Here is a 25,194-nt window from a genome sequence, read left to right as displayed (position 1 = left end):
AGGTCGTCAATGCCTCTTGCGATCTGCCGGACGAAGATCGTTCAAGAGGCGACAATGTTCCCGTCATGAAACTGCAGCATTAAATTAATCAAAAGATCATCCTATTTTCTGATTCATCGCCCATACTGCCGCTCCATTCGACCTCACGGCGAGAGACGAAAATCGCTGCTTAGACTGGAGGCTGCCATCATGGCAATTGTTAACCCCAGGCGTACATTCCTGCGTCCGCACGGAGAGGCAGCTCAGACGAATACCGAATGCGCCGGAGACTATAACAGCATAAAAATAGTCATGCTTGAGCGGGCGAGAGCAATCATCCGCCAAGAGGCGGTCGCGTTGGAACGTCTTTCAAACCGGATCGACGAGAGTATCTGCATGCTCGCGGACCACATCCTTATTTCAACAGGCATTGTCCTAGTCTGCGGCGTCGGCAAGTCGCGACTGGTTGGAGAAAAGATCTCCGCAACTCTCGCATCGACTGGCACTCGGTCGATCATGCTCGACGCGGTCGACGCGTTGCATGGAGATCTTGGGCGCGTGCGAGCCGGGGACGTGATTCTTGCGCTATCCAACTCTGGCGAGACTGCTGAACTTATGCCGCTCATCCGCGCTGTCCGCCAGCTTCCGGTCATCGTTGCCGCGATCACAGGACGCGCCATCTCGTCGCTGGCACAAGCTGCGGATGTAGTGGTCGACATCGGGTCGATCCAGGAAGCATGCGCACTTGGGCTTGCTCCGACTACCTCGACGACAGCGATGGCGGCAATGGGGGATGCCCTAGCACTTATCCTGCAGGAGCGGCGGGGGTTCACGCGTCAGGATTTCGCTCGTCTTCACCCAGGTGGAAGTCTCGGATGGGAACTGACGCGAGTGCGCGACCTAATGTGGCCGCTTGAAGCAATTCCTGTCTTCGGGCCAGATACACCACTATCGCTGGCGCTCCTGTCGATGTGCCGCGCCCCCCGAAAGTTAGGCGTCGGCGCAGTGCTCAGCGGGCGAAGCAAGGTCGTCGGGATATTGATTGGGGAGTCCATCGGCCGATTAGTCGACGGCGGCGCAACTCCCGACCTGAATGATCCGGTGAGGCACCACATGCAACAGCCGCTCGCTGCAATTTCCGTGCACGCATTGCTCGATCAAGCCGCGCAGCTCTTCCGTCAGCACGAAATCGAGCTGCTGCCTGTGCACGATGACCAGGAACGTTTCGTCGGGTTGATATCGCGCCAGGACGTCCTTAAGCGACCTTGAGTGATGAGACCTTATACAGTGACAATCCTTCAAGGGACCGTCTGGCATCGTTGCTTTTGGCCGCAGTCTTGCATCGCAACAGGACGTCGATGATGCGCGCCCTGGCGGATGACTTCGAGATCGTCTACCGATCCGAGCGGCCTCGAGATGTCTACTGCTACACGCCGGGCATTGCCGTCACGGAGGACCGCAGAGTGATAGCGACCTTTGATCTCGGCGGTGACGGGATCAGGGACCTTCTCGGACCGAAGGGATCTCGCGACCGTGGTACACGCTTCGGAATGGGCATGGTCTATGTGTCCGACGATCGGGGGCGTTCCTGGACCGAGCGATGCAGGTTTCCATTCTGGCATGCCCGCCCGTTCGTGGCTGGCGGGCGGCTCTACATCCTAGGTCATGCCGGCGACGTCATGATCATAGCCTCCGACGATGAGGGGGAGACGTGGAGCGCGCCGGTCGCGGTAACCTCAAATATGAAATGGCACGGCTCGTCCTGCAACGTCCACTACACCAAAGAGTATCTCTACCTCGCTTTGGACGAGCGGCGCGATCTTGCAATCGAAGGATGGAATACAGCCGGTTTGGCACCGCGGGTGTTGCGCGCGAGAATCGACCACGATCTCCTTGACCCCAGGAGCTGGACTATCTCGGAGTCGTTTGCGTTCAATGAGATAGTCTCGTCCAGCGATTTCGATTTGTTTGGGATCCCTTTCTATAGGACCCCAGCCAGAGGTCCGGCCCAGCTCGGAGCGGGACGCCTGTGTGCACCGATGGGCTGGCTTGAACCGAATATCGTTCGGTTCCACGATCCCGCACATCTGTGGCACGATCCGGCCGGGCGGACATTGCACCTCTTTTTGCGCACGAACACGGGCGGAACGGGCTATGCCGCCGTGGCGAAGGTCATTGAGCAGGCTGATGGTCGCCTGACCACGGAATTAGAAACCGTGCCGTCTGGAAAAAGGGTGCTCTTCGTTCCATTTCCGGGAGGCCATCTGAAATTCTTTTTAATTTATGATGACAAGACGCGGCTTCACTGGTTGCTGAGTTCACAAGCGACCGACTCTATGGTGCGCCTTACTCACATGTCGGAGGCGCGCTACAATTTGCCGAACAATGAGCGCCATAGGCTCCAACTTCACTTCTCGAGAAACTGCCTCGACTGGTGCTTTGCCGGACTTGTCGCCGCAGGTCAGATCGAGCGTTACGCACGGAACTACGCGAGCATGGCGATCGACGGCGACGATCTTCTCGTAGTGTGCCGGTCAGGGGACGACGAGGGGAGGAATCCTCAATACACGAACCTGATCACGTTCCATCGCGTCAAAGGATTCCGCAACCTCGTCTATTGATCTTTTGTATTTCTAAGAGTAGGGAAAAAATGCCCAATGCTTCGAGCCCAATCGCTATCATCATCCCGGCCCGCTACGGATCGAGCCGCCTCCTCGGCAAGCCGCTCGCGACGATCACTGGCCGGACGATGATCAATCGTGTCTGGTCTTTGGCCTGTGCCGCAGCTGGCGCAGATATGGTCTGCGTTGCCACTGACGATGAGCGCATCGCCGAGCATGTTCGAAGCTTTGGCGGTGACGCGGTGATAACCCCAAAGGAATGCCCAAACGGTACCGAGCGGGTGCTGACCGCAGCGGAGATGCTCGCCACGACGCCTGCCGTCGTGGTGAATCTTCAGGGTGACGCTGTCCTCACGCCGCCCTGGGTCATAGCCGCTGTGATCGATGAGATGCGCCGAGACCCGACAGTCGAGATTGCGACTGCCGCGGTCCGGATGGACCAGCGGAGTTATGAAGCCCTGCGGACGGCCAAAGGGCGCGGCGAGGTCGGAGGCACGACAGTGACCTTCGACCGGCGCGGCAACGCACTCTACTTCTCGAAATCCATCATCCCGTTCGTGCGCAATGATGGAGAACATAATAATACAGATGCGCTGCCTATCTTTCGTCATATTGGGCTCTACGCGTACCGCTATAAGACCCTGTCCCGGTATACCAGTTTCGCATCCGGTCCCCTCGAACGTTCTGAGAAGCTTGAGCAATTGCGCGCGCTCGAGCATGGGATTCCGATCCGCGTGGTCGAAGTCGACTATTGCGGCCGGACTCACTGGGCTGTCGACAGTCCGGATGATTTGAAGCGCGTTGAGGCGATCATCGCCGAAGAAGGCGATCTCGTTGCGGCTTGAGGTACCCTGCCAGCCTCGAGCGGCGGGAGGATCTGCAATATAAGGCAATCATCCATGAAGCTTATCCTCAGCCGCCACGGCAACACGTTTGGACCAGGCGACAAGGTCACGTGGGTCGGCCGCAGAACCGACCTCACGCTCACAGCAGAGGGCTGCCGCCAGGCCCAGGATCTCGGCAACGCACTGTGCCAGTCGGGTGCTATGCTCGGTGGGATTTATTGCGGACCGCTGCGGCGCACGCGTCAGTATGCCGAGATCATCGTGGAGCGGATCGGCGCCGCGCCCGTACCGATTGTCGACTCGAGGTTAGCCGAGATAGATTATGGTGCATGGGAGGGTTTGAGCAGCCAGGAAATCATAACCCAATTCGGGAGGGAGGAATTCGAGGGGTGGGAACGCAGCGGCGCGTGGCCGGAATCATCTGGTTGGAGCCCTTCCGAGGCAACGTTGGCACATGGCGTCACGACATTTGTGGGGCAGCTCGCCCGGACGCACCGAGAGGATAGTGCTGTCCTCGCCGTGACGAGCAACGGCGTGTTGCGCTACTTCCTGCGGCTTGCCGGCAATAGTCTCAACGGCAAGGTCGGCACAGGTCATATCTGCATTCTTGAGGTACTGCAGGGTAAATGCCGGGTCCACGCCTGGAACATTGCACCAGATCCAGATCATCTGTCAGAGCTATTGAGTAAGGCGCTGCGCATGGGACCAACCGACACCACATCCAGCCCTTAAACCTCGCGCGTGCGGTTGACCGCATCGTTTCGACGGCCATCACACAACATCCTGTTATAACTAGCGCCATTGCCACCCGCATGTTGGAAGGCGGTCATGGTCGAGCCCGTGACCTGAGACCCTTGTTCCCTACATTTCAATGGAGAGTCCGGTGCTTCATTGATCCGATACCATTCTTTGGACCGCCGGAAGGTGGAGTTTTCCGGCTGTTTCACGATGGCGGGCTGACGGCGCCATCGGGATTGATCAACGAGATCGGAACCTTGTGCCCGATTGCGCCATGGGGGCGCACCTCGTTGTAGTATCTGTAGTATCTGCGCCAATCCTCCAACTTTTCGGCCGCGTCGGCAAGCGTCAGGAACCAGTGGGCGTTCAAACATACAGCGCCAGCGATCGTCGGGATGGAGTCGTGCGCAGGATCACAATGGATCGCCAGGAAACTGCATGCGCTGGGGCACAAAGTTCGCTTGATCCCGGCGCAGTTCGTGAAGCCCTACGTGAAGTCGAACAAGAGCGACATCATTGATTCATGGCGCGCGGTCCTGCTTCCGACACCTGGATCGAACCCGAGATCGCCTTGCAAGCTGGCTTGATGGCCTGCAGAGCCGGATGCATCCGAACAAGGCCGTTGTTGCACTCGCCGCCAAGATGGCGCGCATTGTCTGGGTTGTTCTGACCAAGCCGGGAGCGCTCTACGAACGCAGGGATCCTGCATTCGCCTGAAGCTTCCGGCTCGATTGCAAGGCTCGGGAATGGCGATGACGAAACAGTGGATCAGCATGCCGTAAGCCCTGTGCAAAAAAGCGGGCTTCGTGCCCGAACCATTTATTGGGAACGGTGCGTCATCGGCGATGTCGCGAACCCTTGCACGGTCGGGGCGGACCATACATGTGCGCGGATCTCATCATGGCCTGGCTGCAACAGCAGCCCACTCGCGAGAGGCCGGATACATTTGTGCAACTGGAATCGTTTTTTTTGCGGCGACATCCTTCAGGATGGGATTGTCCAGCATCTAATCGGCCAGCAGCTTCTTCAATTTGGCGTTCTCCTCCTCCAAAGCCTTCACCTTGCGGGCGCGGAAACGTCCATGGTCCATGCCACCAAACTTGGCCTTGTATTTGTAGAAGCGCTTCCGAGATCCCGTGCTTGCGGCAGACATCGGCGGTCTTCATTCCCGCCTCCTGCTCCTTCAAAGTCGCGATGACTTGTTCTTCCGTGAACCGTGAACGCTTCATTCGTCCGTCTCCTTGAGCGGGACGGACTCTACCAAAAACTGGAGGAGCTTCAGGGTCTCAGGTCAGCAGTTCCTCGCCCCTTGGGATATGGTGCACGTAGCCTACAAGCTGGCGCAATCGCAACCGGGATGTGTTGCCGCGCTTTACGGAACTTGTAATAGTTGAAGAAGTATCCACCCCGTGGGTGAAGGACGGACCGGAACATTCTTTGAACTCATGAAAAGCGATCACCATCCATCGCCCTAAACTCCCACCTACTTATTCGCGATAACCACGAGGCGCGGGCCATAGGATGTGAACTCTCCGCCCTCCTGCCCATAGGCTTCAACGGTCTCGAACCCCGCGCTTCGCAACATGCGAACATATTCAAGAAACCCATAGTGTCTGATAGAAAGACATGTTCGTCTCACGCATCCATTGCGGACGACGATCCTTTCGAAGTTTCGACGATCGGTGAGCGCATCATTGCTTATTATGTCGATTCTTAGATCGTCGTTACGCTGCACGATGCGGCAGGTAGGCGACTCGTCGCGTAGCAAAACGAAGCGATTGTCCTGATCGATTAACAGACGCCCCCCCTTCCGAAGTGACGAAGCGGCTTCATGAAGAACTCTCTCATTATCTGCTTCATCGAAATAGCCAAACGTCGTGAACCACAGAAATGCCGCATCAAACCGATCTCGCCAAGGAAGTGAGCGCATATCGCCAAGAACATACTCCACGTTTACCTGGCGTTCAGCCGCGTCCGTTTCGGCTTTTTTTAGCAAGATCGGCGACACATCCAGTCCGGTGACCCGTGCTCCTTTTTCCGCCAACCGGTTCGTAATCCGCCCATAGCCGCATCCGAGTTCAAGAACTGAACTGCCTTGTTCGAGTGAAAGAAGCTCCCAAATTGCGCCTGCATCCCGGTCACTTCTCTCCGGCGGAATGAGAAAATCGCTGAAGTGTAAATAATCTTCGCTGAAGTGTGATTCAAGCTCCAAAAGGGGATTACTTTCGTAGTTCATAGTGCTTTTCCCTGTCATTCGCTGATTGTCCTAAGGGCGGGAGATTGATTCTTGCGCATAGCAGGGCGTTTTAAAAGAAGAGACTTGTGAATATTTGTTATCCAACGGTGACGGTCATTTCAGTTTTCTGAAACGTTCGGTATCCGGGTCAATAACCGGCCGGGAGAAGGCTGCGAGCACCCAGCCTGAAAAATTCATGGGGGTTGGTGGATGTCGCGCAAGAGGATTTGGTTGCTAAAGCCGATCCGACCATTTCCCGGAGACCACACCCACCATGAACGATCTTACGCTGCCGCTGAGCGGTTGTTATCAGTCGGTGGCAAGTCCGTCGTCGCCCGTTTCGACGGCGGCATGCTGTGATTGCCGCCGGCTACGAGGACGGCAACGACGCCAACCGGCTGCGCCGCGATCCGGTCTTCAAGATGGCCCAGGATGCGCTGCCGTCGGGTCGGGATCTGGCGTCGCAGTCGACGCTGTGCCGGCTGGAGAACCTACCCGGCGTGCCGGAGCTGGTCGCGATGGGACGGGCGATGGTCGATCTCTATTGCGCCTCGTTCCGGCAGGTGCCGAAGCGGATCGTACTCGACATTGACGACACCTTCTACGCTGTGCACGGAGGCCAACAGCTTCGCCTGTTCAATGCCCACCATGACGAGTACGGCTTCCAGCCGATCGTCGTGTTCGATGGTGCGGGACGGTTCGTCAGCGCGATCCTGCGACCGGCCAAGCGGCCGAGTGGGGCTGAGATCCGCCCCCACCTGCGCCGTCTGGTGCGGGCGATCCAGATCAACTGGCCGAACATTCGAATCCTGCTCTGCGGCGATAGCATTATTGCAACCCGCAGGTCATCGACTGGTGCCGCGCCAACGACGTCGACCTCATCTTTGGCCTCGCGCCCACCACGACCCTGCGCAAGCATGTCGCGGATCTGGAGGCCAGCACGACGGCGCGCTTCGAAGCGTCGGCCAAGACAGGCAAGGTCCGCAGGTTCAAGGAGTTCGTTGACGGCGCCGCTAGTTGGAGCCGCGTCGAGCGCATCATCGCGCGGGTCGAGGTCGGCGCCCAAGATGGCGATATCCGCTTCGTCGTCACCAACCTTGCCGGTGGGAAGGCCAAGGCGCTCTACGAGGATGTCTACTGCCGGCGCGGCGCGGCCGAGAACCACATCAAGTCGTGGAAGACGCATCTTGCCGCCGACCGCACGTCCTGCACCAGAGCGACGGCCAACCAGTTCCGGCTATTCCTGCATGCCGGTGCTTACTGGTTGATGTGGGGCTTGCGGGCCGCGATGCCGAGGCGCTCGAGCTTTGCCATCGCCCAATTCGACACGCTGCGATTGCGTCTCATCAAAATCGCTGCGCGGGTGGTCGAGATGAAATCGCAAATCCGTCTGCGCCTGCCGACATCGTGCCCCAACCAGCGCATCCTGCGCATCGTCCTCGATCGCATCCCTCAACTCGGCGCAGACGGCCCGAAACGAACCCGTCGATCGCAACCTGCAAACCCCCGCCTGCCATCACGAGGAGCAATCCCGGCGCCTGACGAGGTGCGTGGAGAAGCACCACAACGGCGACCACAGCGTCGCTTCAGGCCGTCAAAAGCTTATCGCCGTGTCGAGGCGGCTAGCTTGGGTCACCAACTCCGGTATTGTCCGGAATTTAGCGAAAGAGCTGTCCACGAAACACGCAGACTTCCTTGAACAGCGCGCTGTTTCGTTTGCGGCACGGGCGTTCCAATTCGCTCGGCTTGCGCGGGGAACCGGCCAATCTGGCCCCGGACTCTCCAGTACGCGTGACACGCGATCGTGATCGTTCGCGGTCCCGTCGCCGTGTTCAGCCGTGTTCGGTTGAGGACGTCTGCGTTCGGAACCTGACAGACCCGCGCGTAAGTATCCCGACGCTGCGCGCGAAACATGTGGCTTTGCCCCTGTTGCCCGCACAAGCTCTTCGGTGGCACGCCGATTGCGTGGACACGGTGCAGGATCTGTTTCGCCTGTTTGCGGTCCCGCAGTCTCCAGCCGTGTAGGTCCAAATGAAAAATTGCTCGAACGATCCAAGTCAATGCGATCGACGCCGCACTGTTGGGTGGGTTCCGCCACTTAAAGCGTTGCCGCGTCCGTCGCGGGTGCCGCTGTCATTCCCCCAGCAGCAGCTTTGGTTCATTGCGCGTTTGGCGGGCGGAGGCGAGGCCTGTCACATCCAGATGGGGCTTTGGCTTCATGGCGAGCTGGGCGAGGCGGCCCTCCAGTCGGCTCTGAGCAGGTTGGTGGCGAGCCATGAAGGGCTGCGCACCCCCTTCGCGGTTGAGGATGGCGAGCCATTCCACCGAATCGGGCCGGCGGACGTCGGCCTGCCGCTGAAACGGGACGACCTGACGGCGGCAGTGGATCTGGAGGCGACGCTCGCGGAGCTGATACGCAATGGAGCGCAGGCAGCGTTCGACCTGGAGGCTGGGCGGCCGGTGCGCCTTGCAGTGGGCGATAATGCGCTGCTGACCACCATGCTCGACATGGTATCGGACAACTGGTCGCGAAAGATACTGACGCGGGAACTCTACGCCGCGGCGCGGGAAGGCAGCGCGGATCGGCTAATACCGTTGCCCGCGCAGTATGCGGACGACGCGGTTTGCCAGTGGGTGGCGCGCGATCTGTCGGAGCGGCATTCGAAATACTGGCTCCGGATGCTGGCGGGCGCACCAGCGGTCTTTAAGCTGCCGACGGACCAGCCGCGTCCGGCGCAGCAGGACTACAGCGGCAGTTACGTCGCGTTGCAAGAAGCCCTGACTGCGCCGATCAAGTCGCTCAGCCTGCCTGGTGGGATGATGCCGTGCGCGACCTTGCTGGCGGGCAGGTCGCTCGTGCTGGGTTTGTGGTCGGGTCAGGACGAGCTGGTCATCGGCACAGCGAGCGCCAACCGCACACGCTCCAACATCGAGGGGCTGATCGGCCTCTTGAAGGCGGCGGCGTTCGATATCGTCGGCTTCCCTATCGGCCTTGCAATCCTCTCGCTGGTGATCCTCGTCACTGTCGCGTTGCGTCCGCTGGTCAAGGCGGACCACAGATTCGCACGAGTAGCCATGCTGTTGAGCCTCGCGGCTGCGCTACTTTTTGCATCGTTGATGACCGGGAACCTTGGGATATTGCCTAGCTTCGCGACATTGTGTTCTTTCCGGTTAACGCCTTGTGCGCGGCCTGCGAAAGCTTCGCAAATATACACGATCCAGATATTCGCGAAGCGCTCTGGCGCGCGTTCACGACCGTTGGGGGTTCTCATCGTTGTGCCTTTGACGAGCTTGCCAGATAAAATCAAACTCTTCCTGCCTTTCCCGAAACTGCCGTTGGTGCAGGCCGGCAGCTTTTTTGCTGACCAACGAGGATCTCGATTTCCACTTTTGGAGGAGGCAAGCCTGCTCGCCGCTTGGACGGCTGTACTGGCTGGGCACGCGGAGTCCAGACGAGCTGTTGCCTTCGATCAATTACAAATCCGACAAATGAAGGTGACCGTGGGGCACATCCAGGGGAGTAACTCATGCGAATAGCTGTCGTGTGGAACGATGATGATACGGGCGTGATCAACCGGTTCGGTCAGCCTTGTCCGGAGGAATATGGCCGCGAGACGGTCAAAAGCGTGGCGGCGGCACTGCAAGAGTGCGGCCACGAGACGCTGCTGTGCGAAGGCGATAAAGGACTGCTCCCTACGCTTGAGCGGTTTATGCCACCCGAGCCCGGAGCCCGCCCCTCGGGGATCGTTTTCAACCTGGCGTATGGAATTCAGGGCGAGTGCCGTCTCGCCCACGTTCCGGCCATGCTCGAGATGGCCGGCGTTCCGTACACCGGATCCAGCCCGCTCGGGCATGGGTTGGCGCTCGACAAGGTTATCACCAAGAGGCTCATCCGCGATCGCGGCGTGCCGACGCCGAACTTTCGCGTGATGCGGCGCGGCACCGAGAGTATCGGCGACCTGCGATTCCCAATGGTAGTGAAGCCGCGTCACGAATCCGACAGTTGCGGACTACAGCTCGTACATGAGCCCGCTGGTTTAAGGCAGGCCGTAGAAGTGATTGTCACGCAGTATGCGCAAGATGCGCTCGTGGAGGAATACATCGAGGGGCGAGAAATCTGGGTCGCGCTGCTGGGAAACGGAGAACTCGAGGTGCTACCTCTGGTGGAGCAGGACTTCGGCGACCGCGAAACGCGTCTTGTGACTTGGGAAGCAAAGCACACGGGGGTCGCTGCGCCGCAAAGGATTTGTCCCGCTGAGATCGGAAGCAGCCTTGCAACAGTGCTGAGGGAGATTTCGGTTGCGACCTTCCGTGCCTGCCACTGCCGGGATTACGCCCGCATCGACTTCCGGATCGACCGTTCCGGCCAGCCGTTTGTTCTTGAGATCAACACCATGCCGGGGCTCGGTGTGACCCACGCTTATGTCTTGGCGGCGACCACCGCCGGATACAGCTTCTCAAGCTTGGTCGGTCGCATCCTCAATGTCGCTCACACGCGGTGTTTCGGCGTCGGCATCCCCTAGTTTGTTTGTGATGGCGCATCCCTTTGTCATCCGAATCAAAGGATACGCTATGGGTTAGGTTCTCCATGGCCGCGCCACGACGACGGAGGCTAACTTCGAACTCTGTGGGCGTTGCAGCAGCCGTATGACGCGCAATTCGAGACTTACGAGAAGGGATGGGGATTCCGTTGGAAACTTGCCCCCACAATGAAATCAAATACTGCTTGAGGCTGACCCAGCGTTCGCCTGCGAGGCTGCCGGAATCCTTGCTGTAGCTTCGGCCTGTTCGGCAATTGTGAGTGACATGCCGAGCGCACCTCGACGGTGCGCTCGGGCGCGTTCACCAGCCGACCAAGGAGTTGCTGCGGCGCGTCCGGCATGACGCATCGCCGCAACATGCTTGCCCTCGCGGATCTTCCGCCGGCCGGCGATAACAGGATCAATCCCTTGAAGAGCGTCCGAGAAGGGAGCGCCTCGATCTGCAACCTGCCAAAGACCTTCCAAGCCGCATGAGGGGCCAGTAATAGCCACGATTGAAGAGGTCGCTGCCCCAGAGGAACACGTCCTCGACGCCTCTTCAGCAACCGGAATTGCTTCGCTGTGGCAGCTGTGTCCTGCAGGATCGCGCACGGGATGCGCTTCTCTGAGGCGAGGGTGAACATCTACATCGAACCATTGCCGTCTTGACTGGGATGGTGATGTCGGATCGGATGCCGAAGCGTGCGTGAAGAACGAGCGCTCGGCTTTTGAGAGACGCGGCCTCTCCTGCTCACCAGCCCACGTGAACGTCCGCTTCAGCGATTTCGCGCGCCTTACCACGGGAACATTCGAAGGCGATCAAAGCAACCTCGAGCAGGCTCTGGCGAGACTGGCTTTTGCAAAAAAACCATTGAACATTTTTTTGCGTATCTGTGCGAATATCACAATTTCATAACAAGCCGAGTAACATATCTTTGTAACCAAAATTTATGGTACAAAACCAAGGGTTAATTAGCACGCATCCGCTATATTAGAGCTGATTCTCTGCTCTGCAGGGGCAAGCGCGTCAGGAGGAAATTGTGGTCCCCTCCGGAGCTCGGTGCCGAGCGTCGGCCATTAGAAACAGGCAATTGACTAGACCGTTCCGCCTAAGCGGCCAAGCGACGCTTCCTGAAGTCTTTGATGATCTCCCGAGCAGCGTTGTGCCCGGGCATCCCGGAAACGCCGCCCCCCGGATGTGTTCCGGAGCCGCACATGTAAAGGTTGGGGATGGGGCCGCGATATTGAGCATAACCGCCGACTGGGCGCATTGAATAAAGCTGATCGAGGTGCAGCGCGCCATGGAAGATGTCCCCTCCCACCAGCCCGAATTCGCGCTCCAAATCCAGGGGTGTCAGGACCTGGCGGCCGAGGATGCTTGATTGGATATTCGGTGCATATTTCCCTATCGTTTCGACGATCAAGTCAGCGACCTCTGATTTTACGTCGTCCCAAGATCGACCGCCGGAAAGCTGAGGATGGAAGTGCTGACAGAAGACGCTCATAACGTGACGCCCCTGCGGTGCGAGGCTTCCGTCGTAAAGGCTCGGAATGTTCATTGAGACTACCGGCTCCTTTGACCAGGAGCCGCGCTTGGCATCGTCATAGGCACGTTCGAGATAGTCGAGCGACCATGCTATGTGAATTCCGCCGCTGAGCGCCGTTTTAGGGTCGGTTGCTTGGCCCAATCCGTTAAAGCGCGGCATCTCCGACAGAGCTAGATTCATCCGAAAAGACCCGGAGCGGCAACGCCATCCTTGGATTTGGCGAAGGAACTCTGAGTCGAGTGCTGATTGGTCGACCAGCTTGAGATATAGCAATTTTGGACCTACGTTGGCGGCGATGGCACGTGCTCGAATGACGCTGCCATCTTCCAATACAACACCTCGTGCAGCTCCTCTCTCCACGATTACTTCGCGTACCCCAGCGCTCACGCGAATCTCGGCGCCCTTCGACTCGGCCGATCGTGCCATCGCCTGAGTAATTGAGCCCATGCCGCCAATGGCATGTCCCCACGCACCCTTTTTGCCGTTGAGTTCCCCCAGCGCGTGGTGGATGAGGACATAGGCACTCCCCGGGTGATAGGGGCTGACCATGTTTCCGACGATCGATTCGTACCCGAGGTTTCCCTTGAGGGGATCGAACTCGAACCATTCGTTTAGGTAATCGCCGATACTCATCGTCATCAAGTCTATGAACTCTCGTTGCATAGCAGGTTTCAGTTTACGGAAGCGGTTACCTGAGGTCAGGAGAGTGAGCAGGTCCCCGACCCCGCCGCCGATGTTTGGAGGCGTTTCAAGCAATGTGCCTCGAATTAGGTCAGCAATAATTTGCAATTGATCATCGAAGGCGCGAAACCGTTCGGCATCGCGCCGTGAAAATTTGGCGATCTCGCGCACTGCTGCGTCGACGTCTCCAGGTACGACCATGGCGCCGCCATCAGGCAAAGGTAGGTAGCTGGAACTAGGCCGTTCCACGATTTTCAAGCCGTGGGCTTCGAGCTCCAAATCGCGGATAACTTTCGGATGAAGTAGGCTCACAACGTATGAGCAGACTGAGTTGCGGAAGCCCGGGTGGAACTCTTCAGTGACCGCCGCGCCTCCAACAACGCCGCGTCTTTCCAGCACAATCGTCTTAATCCCGGCGCGTGCAAGGTAACCGGCTGTTGTCAGCCCGTTATGCCCACCGCCAATAATTATAACGTCGTATTCTGGTCTGACCGCCATTTGGTGCCTTTCGTGGCCTCTTAAAACGCCATTCTTAGTGGAATACCATCCTTTCATGCTTGTCAACCGTTGTGTCGCAGGTTATTCCTTGCGAACGGCGCCATGAGGCTGTGTCTCCGAGCAGCTTAGCGTCGCGGCCCTGGAGGTTATGATGACGGTGCTACGGACAGCACGCTTGCTCATGCGAGAATGGAAGGACGATGATGTCGATCCAATCGCTAGAATGGTGGAAGACCCGAGGGTTGGAAAATACCTCTCTAAATTCCGCAACCGTGCTGCCGTCCAGGCCTGGATAGAGGCCGAGCGCGAGCAGTTCAGACGCAAAGGATACGGCCTTTTTGCCGTCGAGCGGTCGGACCCTCCTGAATTTGTAGGGTTTTGCGGACTAACCGACGTTGACTATGAAGCCCATTTCACGCCGGCCGTTGAAATCGGTTGGAGGTTGCAGCCAGACTGCTGGGGACATGGGTATGCGAGCGAAGCTGCGGCTGCTGTTCTCGATTTCGGTTTCGAAGCTTTGAAGCTTAACGAAATCGTTGCGAACTCGTCCGTGGATAATTTGGCGTCACGAATTGTCATGGAACGCATTGGGATGTCGCATGATCCCAAGGACGACTTCGACCATCCGCTGAAGGCTCCTGATGACGTTTTGCGCCGTCAGGTTCTTTACAGAATTACGCTGCAAGATTGGCATCGAAGACGCCAGGCGCAGCTCGCGCCATCTAGCCCGGTGTTTGGAAACGCAGGAGGGTAAATTTCCGGCGGTGATGGCGCCAATTGCCTCGATCGCAACGTCCTCGCCCTGACTGATGACGATTGAAATGGCGCAACCCGTCGTATCCGACGAGCTCCCCCCCTATTCGGTGCTCCATGACCGTCTGGACCGTTCAGGCTATACGCGCTAGAGCGTTTCAGATTTTGACAGAAGCGTATCCAGCGTTTGCGAAGTAGTTTCTGCATTCATTGGGTTCGATAGTTGAAACGAGGTGGCCGATGTGTCGCCAGGTGTCGTCGATGGTTCGCTTCTGGGCGGCTCGCATCCAGTGTTTGATCTTGGCGAAGGCTTGCTCGATTGATGGTGTGGATGGCTCCTGCTCCCGGCGTCGCATTGCGCCATAGTTGGGATGTTGTCGTCCCGAGCAAAGGAGCCATCCATGTCAGAACTTGCCACAGTTGGCATCGACCTCGCAAAGAGTGTCTTCCAGATCCATGGTGTCGATGGGAACGGTCGGGTTCTCGTACGCCGTCAGCTTCGCCGCAGCCAGTTGCTGGTGTTTTTCCAGAAGCGTCCACGATGCCTGATCGGCATGGAGGCTTGCGCAGGTTCTCACGATTGGGGGCGCAGGCTTCTGGAGATGGGGCACGACGTCCGGCTGATGCCGCCCTCCTATGTAAAGCCTTACGTGAAGCGCGGGAAGACGGATGCTGCGGATGCGGCCGCCATCTGTGAAGCCGTGACACGCCCCTCCATGCGGTTTGTCGCCATCAAGAGCGAAGCCTGCTCGTCGGTTCTGGTTCTTCACCGCACGCGAGACTTTCTGGTTCGCCAGCGCACGCAGATCGGCAACGCGATCCGGGCCCACATGACGGAGTTCGGCGTCATCGCGGCGAAGGGCGCGCAGAACGTCAATCGACTGAAGGATCAACTGGATCAACTGCCGGAAGTAGCTCGAATGCCTGTGAGTTTGCTCTTCGATCAGTTGGCCGAGACGGACAAGCGGATCGAGCGGCTGACCCACGAGCTCGAAGAGACCTACGCGCAAAGCGAGACAAGCCAGCGTCTAGCCACAATCCCAGGTGTGGGGATGCTGTCGGCGACGATCATCGCGGCGACGACGCCGGATGTCGACAATTTCGGCAGCGCAAGGGACTATGCCGCCTGGCTCGGCCTCACTCCCAAGCCGCACTCCACCGGAGGCAAGCAGAGGGTGGGCCGGATCTCGAAGATGGGCAATCGTTATATCCGACGCTTGCTGTATCTGGGCGCCATGGCGCAGATCATGCTCAGATGCAGACTCAAGCGCGAGCCGAGCTCGGACTGGCTATCGGGCATGCTGATGCGAAAGAAGACGAAGATCGTCGCCGTCGCTTTGGCGCATCGCATGGCACGAACAATATTCGCCGTCCTGAGGGACGGATCGCGTTACGAGCCGCAGTCAGCCTGACAGGCTCTCGGAATGGTCAGGGCAAAGTGAGGTGATGGCGAACAAACGGAGACGAAGAACCAGGACACCCCGATTAATCCGAAGCGCCTCGAGCGCGCTCGATTGAGTGGGACCTGTTCTCCAAGCGGATATTCATCAGGGCGCGCAGCGATCCCGTTGCACATTCGGACGCCGTATACATGGCCGCAACCGACCTGTTCACCAAACCCGATCCGATACCCTTGACCCGCAGGAGCCATCCATACATGGGTTGAGGTCGGGCGAGTATGGCGGCAGATACCAAAGCCTGGCGCCTTGCACAGCGATGCCGCCAGGGGGCGTCCACCCCATCAATCTTGGCTCCCACAAGTCGGCCGACATCCGGCAGATGATCCGCGCCGCAGGCCGCGCAGGCGTTTGCCGCATGGTCCCCAGCCGCGCAGCGGTGCCATGTTGGTCTTGATCCAGGTTTCGTCGATGAACACCAGCCGTTCCGGATCGAGACCCGCCTGCCAGGAACGCCAGCGTTGTCGTCGGCGGGCAACATCGGCGCGAGCTTGCTCAAGGGCGAATAGCGTTTTTTTTGAACCGCAATCCTTCGCGCCGCAGGAAATGCCATACCGTGTCGTGCGAGACCTTCACACCGCGCGCCGCAAGTTCGTCCTTCAGCCCATGCAGCGACAGATGCGACGTCTGGTTGATCCGTTCCACGATGAACGCCCGGTGCGGCTCCAGAACACGCTTGCGGTGGCCGCCCATCTTACTCGGTGCCACAGACCCATTCGCCCGATAGCGCTGCGACCACTTCACCGCCGACGAAACCGCCACGCCAAAACGAGCCGCCACCGAGCGGCAGCTCTCGCCAGCCTCGATCGCGCCAACAACACGCTCACGTAGATCGTTCGAAAGGGGAGCCGTCATCTGATGCTGGCCTCCGATCCAGCCAGCATCTTGAATCACAAAACCACTCTCAAGGGAATCCCGCAGATTCAGTCAAAATCTGAACTGCTCTAACCAATGATGCAATGCTGCCAAGCGAAATTCAGGGGGGTTATGTCTGATAGCGCAGCCACGGATCTTCGGGAGTTACTCCTCGATAGATCCTAGAAATGCTGCAAGGTTGTCGCCTAGCTCAGGGCAAGGGTATCCACCCTCCTGCAGCATGGCGATCGGTTTGTCGAATGCTTTTATGGCTTCTGCCGCGTAACGAAAACCGTCGGTGGTGACGTCAAAAACACTGAGGGGGTCGCCGCGATATGCATCAAGACCGAGCGAAACCAGGAGGACATCGGGTCCATAATCCCCTATTCTTCGCATTCCCGCCTCGATCGCGCTTACAAAGGCCGCATTGTCGCTGCCATGATCCAGCGGAAGATTGAGGTTGAATCCCTCACCGGCTCTAGAGCCAATCTCATCTGCATAGCCGCTGAAGAACACCGGGAACCCGTCGGGATTGGCGTGAACAGAGACGGTCAGAACGTCAGACCGGTCATAGAAGATCTGCTGGGTGCCATTGCCATGGTGGATATCAATGTCGAGAATTGCGACACGCTCCACGCCTTTCATCCGTAGCGATTCGGCGAGCGTCGCCACATTGTTGAGATAGCAAAATCCCCAAGCCATCTCGGTGCAGGCGTGATGGCCAGGTGGGCGACAAAGTCCGTAAGAACGGCGCTCACCGCGCGCAATCAAATCACTGACGTTAAGGGCGACGTCGATACTGGATCGTGCTGCTGGCCAAGTTCCGCGCCCGATGGGACACGCTGTGTCGGCCTGGTGGAATCCGGCTCGTGCAACGATATGGCTGGCGTAGTGTGACGCGAAGCGGTTCGGATGCGTATTAGGTACGATTTCCGGCCCGGCATGCGGTAGGGCCAGCCATTCGTCGATGCCATTTTCCAAAAAGTCGAGGTACCGCGCTGTATGCACGCGCGATAAGATGGAGGCGTCGGTTGGGCTGGCCTCGAGCGCTTCGTGCCCGGCACCAATCGCCGACGAGAGCAGCATGTCGGCACGCTCGGGCCGCTCTGGGCTTTGGACGATCCTTCCGCGATGAATGAATGTTTGCGGGTCGTGGCTACGGTGACCTTCCGAGTATACGACTTTCATGGATATAACATTCTTGAGAACTATACCGTGGCGCCAAGGACCCATGGCGCAAACTCGGCCGCGCCGAAGTCAAACTCTTCGCTTTTGGTGCGCTCCCCGGAAGCGATACGCAGGATCAAATCGAATATCCGTTTTCCGCATTCTTCAACGGTCTCATTCCCACTAAGGATCTCGCCGCAATTCACGTCCATGTCATCCTTCATGCGCTGGTACATGGCCGTATTTGATGCAAGTTTGATGGAGGGTGCCGGCTTGCAGCCGAAGACGCTGCCGCGTCCTGTCGTGAAGCAGATGAGATTCGCGCCGCCTGCAACCTGGCCGGTTGCCGACACCGGGTCGTACCCGGGGGTGTCCATGAAAACCAAGCCAGGACCTTTAACGGTCTCGCCGTATTTGACGACTTCGACGAGGTTGGTCGTGCCGCCCTTCGCCATTGCCCCCAACGACTTTTCGACGATGGTGCTTATCCCGCCAGCCATATTACCCGGCGAACGGTTATCGTTCATTACGGCCCCTTCCCGCTTGAAGTACGCATCCCACCAGTCCATGAGGCTGATCAGCTTTTCGCCCACTTCGCGCGATATGGCGCGTCGCGTCAGCAGATGCTCGGCACCGTATGTTTCAGGAGTTTCGGACAGGATCACTGTGCCGCGCTGACGCACGAGCATATCGCTTGCAGCTCCAAGAGCTGGATTTGCCGTGACTCCTGAGAGGCCGTCAGAACCCCCGCACTGAAGCCCGACAATCAGTTCGCTTGCAGGGATCGGTTGTCGGGCGACCTGGTTCGAGTCGCGGAGTACCTCCCGCACGAATTCGACCGCGGCTGCTACGGTTTTTCTGGCGCCTCCCATGGTCTGGATGTCCATGCTACGCACCCGGCCTACCAGACGTTGATCATCGAGCAGACCACCGATCTGGTTGACCTCACAGCCTAATCCCAAAACTATGACATGACTGAAATTGACATGGCGAGCATAGCCTCCCAACGTACGGCGCAGGAGATTCAGCGGCTCGCCGCCTGTCATGCCGCAACCGGTTTTATGTGTTAATGCGACGACGCCATCCACATTGGGAAATTCAGCCAGAGGATCGACGCCGGTAAAAGGATTTTTCTTGAATACGTCGGCCACTACGTTGGCAACGTGACTGCTACAGTTCACACTGCTGAGGATTCCGACGTAATTTCGCGTTGCAGCTCTGCCGTCTGGGCGGCGGAACCCCAAGAATGTCGCCGGGGCGTCGACATAGTCGGTCTGTCGAGCGTCGGTGCCGAAAGCATAATCCTTGTCGAAGTCACCTAGCGCCATGTTTTGAAGATGAACATGGGCGCCGGGTTCTATCTGTTTTGTGGCAAACCCTATGATTTGCCCGTAGCGAAGAACTGGCTCCCCCAACTTGATGGGTCTGATGGCGACTTTGTGGCCGGCCGGGATTGAACCCTTGGCAACCGCCGATGAGCCCAATAGCTCACCTTGCGCTATTAAACGCCGTGTGATCGCTACATTATCGCGATCATTCAGCACGAGCACCGGAGTGACGTCTTGGCGCTGCGGGGAATCGCTTTGCATCACTACTCCTGACTTGCTGGGGGCCATCGACCCTCACCGTTCTGGTCTGCCGAATCGTCTTGGCCTTCAGAGACGCAGCCCATTGAGGGCTGGCGCCTGCACAGTGACCGTTATTGACCTCGTCTATGCGGCCTTCGAACTACGCCTTCTCAACGAGGCGATGGTGTCGTTGATCACAGAGACGACCTTTTCGCGCTCCTCGCCGACCAAGGGCAAACGGGGCGCACGCGTCCACTCGGGGGCCCCGTAGACGAGATGCTCCGCGAGCTTGATGTATTGGACAAGCTTTACGCTGGTATCCAAATGAAATGCTGGCGTCATGACGCGGTACAAGGCCAAGGCCTCGGCGAACTTTCCAGCTCGCCCCAAATCAAAGATGCGGACGCATTCTTCAGGCCAGGCATTCGTCATGCCGGAAACCCACCCCGTCACGCCTAGGACGAGGCTCTCTAGGATCAAATCGTCGACGCCACAGAACACAGCAAAACGATCGCCGAATTCGTTGTTAAGATCAGTCACACGCCGAATGTCACCAGACTCCTCCTTGATGCAGACGATCTGATCGACATCTTCCAGCGTCCGCAGGATCGCCGGCGTCACGTCGACGCCATAAGCGATGGGATTGTTATAGATCATGATCGGGAGGCCGCATTCAGCCGCAAGCGTTCGATACCATTCAGAAGTTTCGCGGGGGTCGGATTTGTATGCGATACTTGGAAAAGCCATCAATCCTTCCGCGCCGAAGGTTTGGAACTTGCGCGCTGTCTCCGCTGCAGCCTCCGTTGAAACTTCAGCAAGGCCCGAAAGAAGCGGAACTCGCCCGGCGACGACTTCCTTCGCGGCTCGAATGACTTTTTCTTTTTCGGCCAGCTTCAATGAAGCGTTCTCACCCAACATTGGCAGAACGATGATCCCGGACACGCCGCTTTTGATAAGTCGCTCGATGCTGCTTTGCGTTGCCAGGACATCAACATCGCCATTCTCCTGCAACTTGGTCGTCACCGCCGGAAAAACGCCTGTCCATTTAGCTGTCATGATAAACCCCTGTTTTGGTGTTTGCGCACCACATCCCAAACGACGTTCTGTATGGAATACCGTCCTAGTATGGCGCCGTGGTCCTGTCCATTCTGAGAGAGTGGCTATGGGTCAGTGGATGATATCTTCGCGCGCAATCGGTATGTTGCAAGGACGCCGATGGTTCATCAGACCGCAACCATATCTGGCCCTCGGAGGACTACATTTTGCCTCTGCCGACCCAGCCCGTCGGCGCCCAACTCGACTACGTCACCCGGCTTCAGATATACTGGCGGCTTCATACCAAGCCCTACACCATGAGGCGTGCCGGTGGTGATGACGTCTCCGGGTTCAAGCGCCATGAACTTGGAAATGTACGAGATTAGGTAGCCAAATGGGAAGATCATCTTGGCTGTGGATCCTGACTGCCTGGTGACGCCATTTACCGTAAGCCATAAATTCAGGGTCTGAGGATCGAGAACGTCATCCGCCGTCACCAGCCACGGCCCAAGCGGGCCAAAGCTTGGCGAAGATTTGCCTTTAATCCACTGTCCGCCACGATGTATTTGGGAGTCCCGATCGGATACATCGTGGCAGATCATATAGCCTGCCACCGCTGAAAGCGCGTCTTCTTCTGGGAGCTCAAAGGCATGCTCGCCAATGACGACAGCGATCTCCGCCTCCCAGTCAAGCGTTGTGCAGGCAGGTGGCATCTGGACATCGTCATGCGGTCCAACGATGCACGACGGCGCTTTGGAAAAGATAACCGGCTGGTCTGGGATGGGAGTGTCGGTCTCGATGGCGTGATCTGTGTAATTCAGGCCCACGGCGATAAAGTGACGGACGCCAGCCACCGGAGGCCCAAGGCGAACATTGTCCTCGACCCGCGGCAATGACGAAGGAACAACCGAGCGCAATACGTCCAAGCTAGCACGTGATAGCGTGTTGCCTTGAATATCTGGCACCACGCTGCCAAGGTCGCGGATAATTCCATCCGCGTCCAGCAACCCCGGTCTCTCAAAGCCAGCTGGTCCAAATCGCAACAGTTTCATACCAATGTCCTTAAGGTCAGCCAGCGGCAGCGTCGGTCTTTAAACGAGTATATTCCAGCACGTAGCGGCCCACCTGCGCATTTCGGACCAAAGGGTGCTGGATAACAGCCTGGATCGGTTCTTCTAAAGACTCTACGGTGCATGCCTCCAGAAGAATAAACCAATTGGGTGGCGCATCATAATCCGTACGCCCTTCACTCTCCGCACTGCGCACCTGAGTGGCTTCGTCATCTGCTTTGCAGAGATGCGCCCCAGTCAGAAGCGGGAGTGGCGTGATGCTGTGTACGAGCTCCGATAGCTCATCGACTGCTTGCTGGTCATCGGCTGCGGCTAACTGGAAGCGCACTGTGGCAAGGGCGCCACCAGGCCCAGGACCATTGGACAACAAAACCCGCGCCAGGCCGCGAGAGGTGTTGATGAAATGCGATGTCGCGCGCCTCGTCCACGGCGTCGGTGCATTTAGACGATTGGCATATTCCTCGCCCGTTATAACGTCGAATTGCTCGACTTCGTAAAGTGTAAAGAACTCAGGATGGGTTTCTGAATCGGCAGCGCGAAAGCGGCGCCCCCGCAAAAACCCGGGAATGCCGGTTCTTTCGGGCATGTGCTCGTGAATGTGCCATTGATAGAAATCCAGGCGGCCCGCCTCGGATATCCCGTTCCAGATGGCCACCATGCCTTTACCGCAAAGCATAGATATCTCCGCTGTTCCCAGATTTATCAAATGTCACTGAAACGGGCGCGAAACCGTCAAACTCGGCGACAATTTGGTCGCCGGGATTTGCGGTATGAAAACCCGTGTAGCTTCCTGTCGTGACAATCTCTCCGGGCCGAAGCGCGATCCCCCTTGTTCGAAGATCGTTGGCCAACAGGACGAGGAGTCCAACGAGGTCTCCACGAGGGTGACCTCCGGTAGTCTGGCAGATGGTTTCTCCGTTGATACCAAGGCGGACTTGGAGGGAATCGAGAGGCTTCTCTCGCCAGTTTTTATTTAGCGGCCCGCAGATCAGAGCGCCATTCGCCAGCAGGTCCGCAACCATCGCATTGCGGGGAATGGAGAATTTGCTTGCCCACCGGCTATCTGCGATCTCAACCGCCGCACAAGCACCGTCGATGGCCTCAATGATATGCTGGCTGGCGAAGCCGTCCCTGCCCGGGACTGGCTGTCTCGCAAAATGGAAGGCGATCTCACATTCAACGCCGCCGAGACCGTAGACCGCCGGAGAAATCGACGCCGGGCTACGAAAAAGACGGCTCTTGAGGAGCGGCGCTGATATCAGGTCGCCATCCGGCAAAGCTGCTACTTTCCAACCCCCGGTGGGGGACAGCGCGGTGACTATGTCATGCTGAATGCTCAAAGCCTGAGGGCGGGTCAGCGCTGCCAGATCTGAGATATCGGCAGGAACGCGATAATCGCTTCGATGTGCTGCGACCAGCTTTTGGGAAACGCCCTTTGAAAATTCGCTTGCTATGTCTGACATGTCATACTATCTGGAATAATGTTCTAACAGCGAATATCTGCTTTCTAGGCCTTGGTCAACCGGCTTGCCGGAAAATGATCGGCAAATGTGTCAAAGGCAGTCAGCACCAACAATTGCTACGAGCCGGGATCCTGTTGGCGACATTGGAAACTCGGATGAAGGAGGGAATTCGTGTCCGATGGCGTTGTGACTGCCGCAGACGTTATTGTTGTAGGCGCCGGAGGCTCTGGCCTGTTCGCCGCGATCGAGGCAGCTGAACTCGGGCGACGGGTACTGGTACTCGAGAAAAATCCGAAACCAGGCGGCACGACAAATTGGGCGATCGGTTCCCTGTCGTCGAGCGCATCGCCGATGCAGGCTGCAATTGGCATCCACGACACGCCGGCAGCTCATTTTGAGGACATGGCACTTTTTCATGGGGGGCTGTTGTCTCGAGACAATCCCGAGCTTCGTAAAGCCTTTGTAGAAAATGTTCCTGATACTCTCAGGAAACTGATCGACATGGGGGTAGTCTTTTTCGGCCCGATGCCCGAGCCTCCTCATCGTGCTCCCCGCATGCACAACGTTTTGCCAAATTCGCGAGCGTACGCACACGCATTATATCGGCGCGCCCGTGAGCTCGGCGTGGATATCCGCCTCAATCATCGTGCCCATCGTCTTCTTACCGAAAACGGAAGGGTTGTCGGTGTCGAGGCGGAAGCTGATGGGGCACTCCGTCGTTTCTTTGCGCGCCGGGGCGTTGTCCTGGCTGGCGGTGATTTCAGCGCCAACCCAGAAATGAAACGAATCTATGCTGGTGAGGCCATCTCGCGAGCGGGTGCTTTGGTTGAAACGAGCACGGGTGACGCTCATCAGCTCGCACTGGACGTTGGTGCAGAAATTGTGAACGGCGACTTGGTCAGCGGCCCCCAGCTTCGGTTCGTGCCGCCTAAGATCAATCTTATGACAATGCTACCCCCGAGCCGGTTCCTGGCATTGCTCATGAAATGGTCGATGGCTACCCTGCCTCAGCCGGTCATTCGACCCTTTATTATGATGTTTCTTACAACAGTCCTCGAACCCCAGCGGAAATTATATGAAAGCGGAGCGATCCTGGTAAATACCAATGGAACGAGGTTCGCTGACGAGTGTGACAAGCCGCAGTTCGCCGTGCCGGAGCAGCCCAAAAAAGAGGCATACATTATCCTCGACAGCGTGCTCGCCAAGAAATTCAGTAGTTGGCCAAACTACATTTCGACTGCTCCTGGCGTAGCCTATGCCTACCTTCCCGATTACAGGCGAAATCGCAGAGATATCTATAATGTGGCGAGTTCATTGGGTGAGCTCGCCAAAAAGATCGGTATTCCTGCGGATAATCTTAGGAAAACCGTTGCGGCCTACAATCAAAGCACCCGTGAGGGAACGCCAGGTCTGTTACAGCCCCCGTTCATCGCACTCGGGCCGGTTCGAAGTTGGGTTTTGACTGAAGGGGGTCTAAAAATCTCGCCCTCTATGGAGGTTCTCTCGAAAACTGGTGGTGCCATCCCGAGTCTCTATGCGGCTGGGGCAACCGGTCAGGGGGGAATTATCCTGGAAGGCCATGGCCACCATTTGGGATGGGCATTTACATCTGGGAGATTGGCAGGCCGAGCTGCTGCCCTTCAGGAACCACTTCAGCTTGCTTCATGCCGGTAGCAGCTGACGCCTTCACCGAATAGACACGTGATCCAGTTGGAGAATGCTTCCCTATGGAAAGTAATTTGTTGACCCCCATTTTTCCGTCAGACCCGACAAGGCCCAGCTTTTCGCAAGGTATGATCCTCAAGGGCAGCGGAATGTTCGTGTCGAGTGGACATATCGGGGTAGATGACAACGGAAAATTGGTCGTCTCCTCCTTAGAGGATCAAGTCGTGGCAGTGTTCGAGGGTATTGGTCGTACATTGATCGCCGCGGACCTGGGTTTTGAGCACGTTGCGCGAGTTACGTATTACATTACCGACCTAGAGCCGAGGATAATGGAAGCCGTTCGAAAAGTTCGTAACCGCTATCTCCGTGCCGACGCCCCACCCGCGTCGGTGTTAATCGGTATCTCAGCTCTTCCAGATCCCGGCGCGCGCATTGAGGTCGAGGTCGTGGCCGTAGTGCCGACCGGTCATCAGGCCAGCTTTCCATAGTGCTCGAG

At 57.8% G+C, this 25,194-nt stretch carries 18 protein-coding genes and 8 pseudogenes; 13 read left to right on the top strand and 13 right to left on the bottom strand.

Translation table 11 applies throughout. The features are described from left to right. The first annotated feature begins 189 nt into the window (after nt 1-189). From AC3CB8_RS30050 to AC3CB8_RS30035, 4 genes are all read left to right on the top strand, one after another. Nucleotides 190-1,248 carry a KpsF/GutQ family sugar-phosphate isomerase gene (locus AC3CB8_RS30050; RefSeq protein WP_352727336.1) on the top strand — a complete coding sequence of 353 codons (1,059 nt, stop codon included), beginning with the start codon at nt 190-192 and terminating at the stop codon, nt 1,246-1,248. Between the two features lie 89 nt (nt 1,249-1,337). Next, entirely contained in the window at nt 1,338-2,600 is a 1,263-nt protein-coding gene (locus tag AC3CB8_RS30045; RefSeq protein ID WP_488377380.1) for a sialidase family protein, read from the top strand. A 29-nt stretch (nt 2,601-2,629) separates the two neighbouring features. Then, nucleotides 2,630-3,445 (top strand): 3-deoxy-manno-octulosonate cytidylyltransferase, encoded by an 816-nt coding sequence (gene kdsB / locus AC3CB8_RS30040; RefSeq protein WP_352727332.1) that lies wholly within the window; start codon nt 2,630-2,632, stop codon nt 3,443-3,445. Nucleotides 3,446-3,499: 54 nt separating this feature from the next. Further along, nucleotides 3,500-4,177: a histidine phosphatase family protein gene (locus AC3CB8_RS30035; RefSeq protein WP_352727330.1), complete on the top strand. Its 678-nt coding sequence runs from the start codon at nt 3,500-3,502 to the stop codon at nt 4,175-4,177. Between the two features lie 211 nt (nt 4,178-4,388). Here the strand turns inward: AC3CB8_RS30035 and AC3CB8_RS30030 are convergent. Beyond that, nucleotides 4,389-4,562, bottom strand: a pseudogene (locus tag AC3CB8_RS30030) (integrase core domain-containing protein); the annotation flags it as partial. 13 nt (nt 4,563-4,575) lie between these two features. Between AC3CB8_RS30030 and AC3CB8_RS30025 the strand changes: the two are divergent. Both AC3CB8_RS30025 and AC3CB8_RS30020 read left to right on the top strand, forming a co-directional pair. Further along, nucleotides 4,576-4,707: pseudogene (locus tag AC3CB8_RS30025) on the top strand (IS110 family transposase); the annotation flags it as partial. Beyond that, nucleotides 4,700-4,900: pseudogene (locus AC3CB8_RS30020) on the top strand (IS110 family transposase); the annotation flags it as partial. The pseudogenes AC3CB8_RS30025 and AC3CB8_RS30020, both read left to right, overlap by 8 nt. 292 nt (nt 4,901-5,192) lie before the next feature. Here AC3CB8_RS30020 and AC3CB8_RS30015 read toward each other — a convergent pair. Both AC3CB8_RS30015 and AC3CB8_RS30010 read right to left on the bottom strand, forming a co-directional pair. After that, a pseudogene (locus AC3CB8_RS30015) lies at nt 5,193-5,412 on the bottom strand (transposase); the annotation flags it as partial. Nucleotides 5,413-5,666: 254 nt separating this feature from the next. Next, nucleotides 5,667-6,419, bottom strand: a complete 753-nt coding sequence (locus tag AC3CB8_RS30010) for a class I SAM-dependent methyltransferase (RefSeq protein WP_352727328.1) — start codon at nt 6,417-6,419, stop codon at nt 5,667-5,669. Nucleotides 6,420-6,775: 356 nt separating this feature from the next. Here AC3CB8_RS30010 and AC3CB8_RS30005 point away from each other — a divergent pair. The 3 genes and pseudogenes from AC3CB8_RS30005 to AC3CB8_RS29995 all read left to right on the top strand — a co-directional run bounded on the left by AC3CB8_RS30005 (nt 6,776) and on the right by AC3CB8_RS29995 (nt 10,942). Continuing rightward, nucleotides 6,776-8,118, top strand: a pseudogene (locus AC3CB8_RS30005) (IS1380 family transposase). Between the two features lie 425 nt (nt 8,119-8,543). Continuing rightward, the gene (locus AC3CB8_RS30000; RefSeq protein ID WP_352727401.1) at nt 8,544-9,956 is read left to right on the top strand and encodes a condensation domain-containing protein; all 1,413 of its coding nucleotides are present in this window, start codon (nt 8,544-8,546) and stop codon (nt 9,954-9,956) included. Then, nucleotides 9,947-10,942, top strand: a complete 996-nt coding sequence (locus tag AC3CB8_RS29995; RefSeq protein ID WP_352727399.1) for a D-alanine--D-alanine ligase family protein — start codon at nt 9,947-9,949, stop codon at nt 10,940-10,942. Before AC3CB8_RS30000 ends, AC3CB8_RS29995 begins: the two co-directional genes overlap by 10 nt. A gap of 644 nt (nt 10,943-11,586) precedes the next feature. Here AC3CB8_RS29995 and AC3CB8_RS29990 read toward each other — a convergent pair. Together AC3CB8_RS29990 and AC3CB8_RS29985 are read right to left on the bottom strand one after the other, a co-directional pair. Then, nucleotides 11,587-11,743 (bottom strand): annotated as a pseudogene (locus tag AC3CB8_RS29990) (transcriptional regulator TraR); the annotation flags it as partial. Between the two features lie 305 nt (nt 11,744-12,048). Beyond that, a complete protein-coding gene (locus tag AC3CB8_RS29985; protein WP_352727397.1) occupies nt 12,049-13,665 on the bottom strand; it encodes a phytoene desaturase family protein in 1,617 nt (538 codons plus the stop codon). Nucleotides 13,666-13,813: 148 nt separating this feature from the next. Here AC3CB8_RS29985 and AC3CB8_RS29980 point away from each other — a divergent pair, with 148 nt between their 5' ends. Then, a complete protein-coding gene (locus AC3CB8_RS29980; protein ID WP_488377379.1) occupies nt 13,814-14,419 on the top strand; it encodes a GNAT family N-acetyltransferase in 606 nt (201 codons plus the stop codon). 157 nt (nt 14,420-14,576) lie between these two features. Here the strand turns inward: AC3CB8_RS29980 and AC3CB8_RS29975 are convergent. Next, nucleotides 14,577-14,753, bottom strand: a pseudogene (locus AC3CB8_RS29975) (IS630 family transposase); the annotation flags it as partial. Between the two features lie 66 nt (nt 14,754-14,819). Here AC3CB8_RS29975 and AC3CB8_RS29970 point away from each other — a divergent pair. Beyond that, nucleotides 14,820-15,830 carry an IS110 family RNA-guided transposase gene (locus AC3CB8_RS29970; protein WP_488377378.1) on the top strand — a complete coding sequence of 337 codons (1,011 nt, stop codon included), beginning with the start codon at nt 14,820-14,822 and terminating at the stop codon, nt 15,828-15,830. Nucleotides 15,831-16,213: 383 nt separating this feature from the next. Here the strand turns inward: AC3CB8_RS29970 and AC3CB8_RS29965 are convergent. From AC3CB8_RS29965 to AC3CB8_RS29935, 7 genes and pseudogenes are all read right to left on the bottom strand, one after another. Beyond that, nucleotides 16,214-16,730: pseudogene (locus AC3CB8_RS29965) on the bottom strand (transposase); the annotation flags it as partial. Nucleotides 16,731-16,895: 165 nt separating this feature from the next. Next, the gene (locus tag AC3CB8_RS29960) at nt 16,896-17,918 is read right to left on the bottom strand and encodes a histone deacetylase family protein (RefSeq protein WP_352727278.1); all 1,023 of its coding nucleotides are present in this window, start codon (nt 17,916-17,918) and stop codon (nt 16,896-16,898) included. A 20-nt stretch (nt 17,919-17,938) separates the two neighbouring features. Further along, nucleotides 17,939-19,486 (bottom strand): UxaA family hydrolase, encoded by a 1,548-nt coding sequence (locus tag AC3CB8_RS29955; protein WP_352727276.1) that lies wholly within the window; start codon nt 19,484-19,486, stop codon nt 17,939-17,941. Nucleotides 19,487-19,609: 123 nt separating this feature from the next. After that, nucleotides 19,610-20,521, bottom strand: a complete 912-nt coding sequence (locus AC3CB8_RS29950) for a dihydrodipicolinate synthase family protein (protein WP_352727274.1) — start codon at nt 20,519-20,521, stop codon at nt 19,610-19,612. Between the two features lie 167 nt (nt 20,522-20,688). After that, entirely contained in the window at nt 20,689-21,552 is an 864-nt protein-coding gene (locus AC3CB8_RS29945) for a fumarylacetoacetate hydrolase family protein (protein ID WP_352727272.1), read from the bottom strand. A gap of 16 nt (nt 21,553-21,568) precedes the next feature. Continuing rightward, nucleotides 21,569-22,228, bottom strand: coding sequence for a hypothetical protein (locus AC3CB8_RS29940; protein WP_352727270.1), 660 nt, complete (start codon nt 22,226-22,228; stop codon nt 21,569-21,571). A gap of 4 nt (nt 22,229-22,232) precedes the next feature. Beyond that, nucleotides 22,233-23,033: a 2-keto-4-pentenoate hydratase gene (locus AC3CB8_RS29935; RefSeq protein WP_352727268.1), complete on the bottom strand. Its 801-nt coding sequence runs from the start codon at nt 23,031-23,033 to the stop codon at nt 22,233-22,235. A 171-nt stretch (nt 23,034-23,204) separates the two neighbouring features. Between AC3CB8_RS29935 and AC3CB8_RS29930 the strand changes: the two genes are divergently transcribed. Both AC3CB8_RS29930 and AC3CB8_RS29925 read left to right on the top strand, forming a co-directional pair. After that, entirely contained in the window at nt 23,205-24,707 is a 1,503-nt protein-coding gene (locus tag AC3CB8_RS29930; protein ID WP_352727266.1) for an FAD-dependent oxidoreductase, read from the top strand. Between the two features lie 53 nt (nt 24,708-24,760). Next, the gene (locus AC3CB8_RS29925; RefSeq protein WP_352727264.1) at nt 24,761-25,186 is read left to right on the top strand and encodes a RidA family protein; all 426 of its coding nucleotides are present in this window, start codon (nt 24,761-24,763) and stop codon (nt 25,184-25,186) included. The last annotated feature ends 8 nt before the right edge of the window (nt 25,187-25,194 follow it).

This window comes from Mesorhizobium sp. P160927 (assembly GCF_057766385.1).
The sequence above is the reverse complement of the archived record's forward strand: the minus strand, read 5'-3'. Positions and strand labels throughout refer to the sequence as shown.

What these genes read in the sequence shown, in the direction of transcription:
- AC3CB8_RS29950 (WP_352727274.1), bottom strand. Translation starts at nt 20,521, where the DNA reads ATGACAGCTAAATGGACAGGCGTTTTTCCGGCGGTGACGACCAAGTTG.
- AC3CB8_RS30035 (WP_352727330.1), top strand. Translation starts at nt 3,500, where the DNA reads ATGAAGCTTATCCTCAGCCGCCACGGCAACACGTTTGGACCAGGCGAC.
- AC3CB8_RS29980 (WP_488377379.1), top strand. Translation starts at nt 13,814, where the DNA reads ATGATGACGGTGCTACGGACAGCACGCTTGCTCATGCGAGAATGGAAG.
- AC3CB8_RS30050 (WP_352727336.1), top strand. Translation starts at nt 190, where the DNA reads ATGGCAATTGTTAACCCCAGGCGTACATTCCTGCGTCCGCACGGAGAG.
- AC3CB8_RS29955 (WP_352727276.1), bottom strand. Translation starts at nt 19,486, where the DNA reads ATGCAAAGCGATTCCCCGCAGCGCCAAGACGTCACTCCGGTGCTCGTG.
- AC3CB8_RS29985 (WP_352727397.1), bottom strand. Translation starts at nt 13,665, where the DNA reads ATGGCGGTCAGACCAGAATACGACGTTATAATTATTGGCGGTGGGCAT.
- kdsB (WP_352727332.1), top strand. Translation starts at nt 2,630, where the DNA reads ATGCCCAATGCTTCGAGCCCAATCGCTATCATCATCCCGGCCCGCTAC.
- AC3CB8_RS29995 (WP_352727399.1), top strand. Translation starts at nt 9,947, where the DNA reads ATGCGAATAGCTGTCGTGTGGAACGATGATGATACGGGCGTGATCAAC.
- AC3CB8_RS29940 (WP_352727270.1), bottom strand. Translation starts at nt 22,228, where the DNA reads ATGGTGGCCATCTGGAACGGGATATCCGAGGCGGGCCGCCTGGATTTC.
- AC3CB8_RS29935 (WP_352727268.1), bottom strand. Translation starts at nt 23,033, where the DNA reads ATGTCAGACATAGCAAGCGAATTTTCAAAGGGCGTTTCCCAAAAGCTG.
- AC3CB8_RS29945 (WP_352727272.1), bottom strand. Translation starts at nt 21,552, where the DNA reads ATGAAACTGTTGCGATTTGGACCAGCTGGCTTTGAGAGACCGGGGTTG.
- AC3CB8_RS29960 (WP_352727278.1), bottom strand. Translation starts at nt 17,918, where the DNA reads ATGAAAGTCGTATACTCGGAAGGTCACCGTAGCCACGACCCGCAAACA.
- AC3CB8_RS29925 (WP_352727264.1), top strand. Translation starts at nt 24,761, where the DNA reads ATGGAAAGTAATTTGTTGACCCCCATTTTTCCGTCAGACCCGACAAGG.
- AC3CB8_RS29970 (WP_488377378.1), top strand. Translation starts at nt 14,820, where the DNA reads ATGTCAGAACTTGCCACAGTTGGCATCGACCTCGCAAAGAGTGTCTTC.
- AC3CB8_RS30045 (WP_488377380.1), top strand. Translation starts at nt 1,338, where the DNA reads ATGATGCGCGCCCTGGCGGATGACTTCGAGATCGTCTACCGATCCGAG.
- AC3CB8_RS30010 (WP_352727328.1), bottom strand. Translation starts at nt 6,419, where the DNA reads ATGAACTACGAAAGTAATCCCCTTTTGGAGCTTGAATCACACTTCAGC.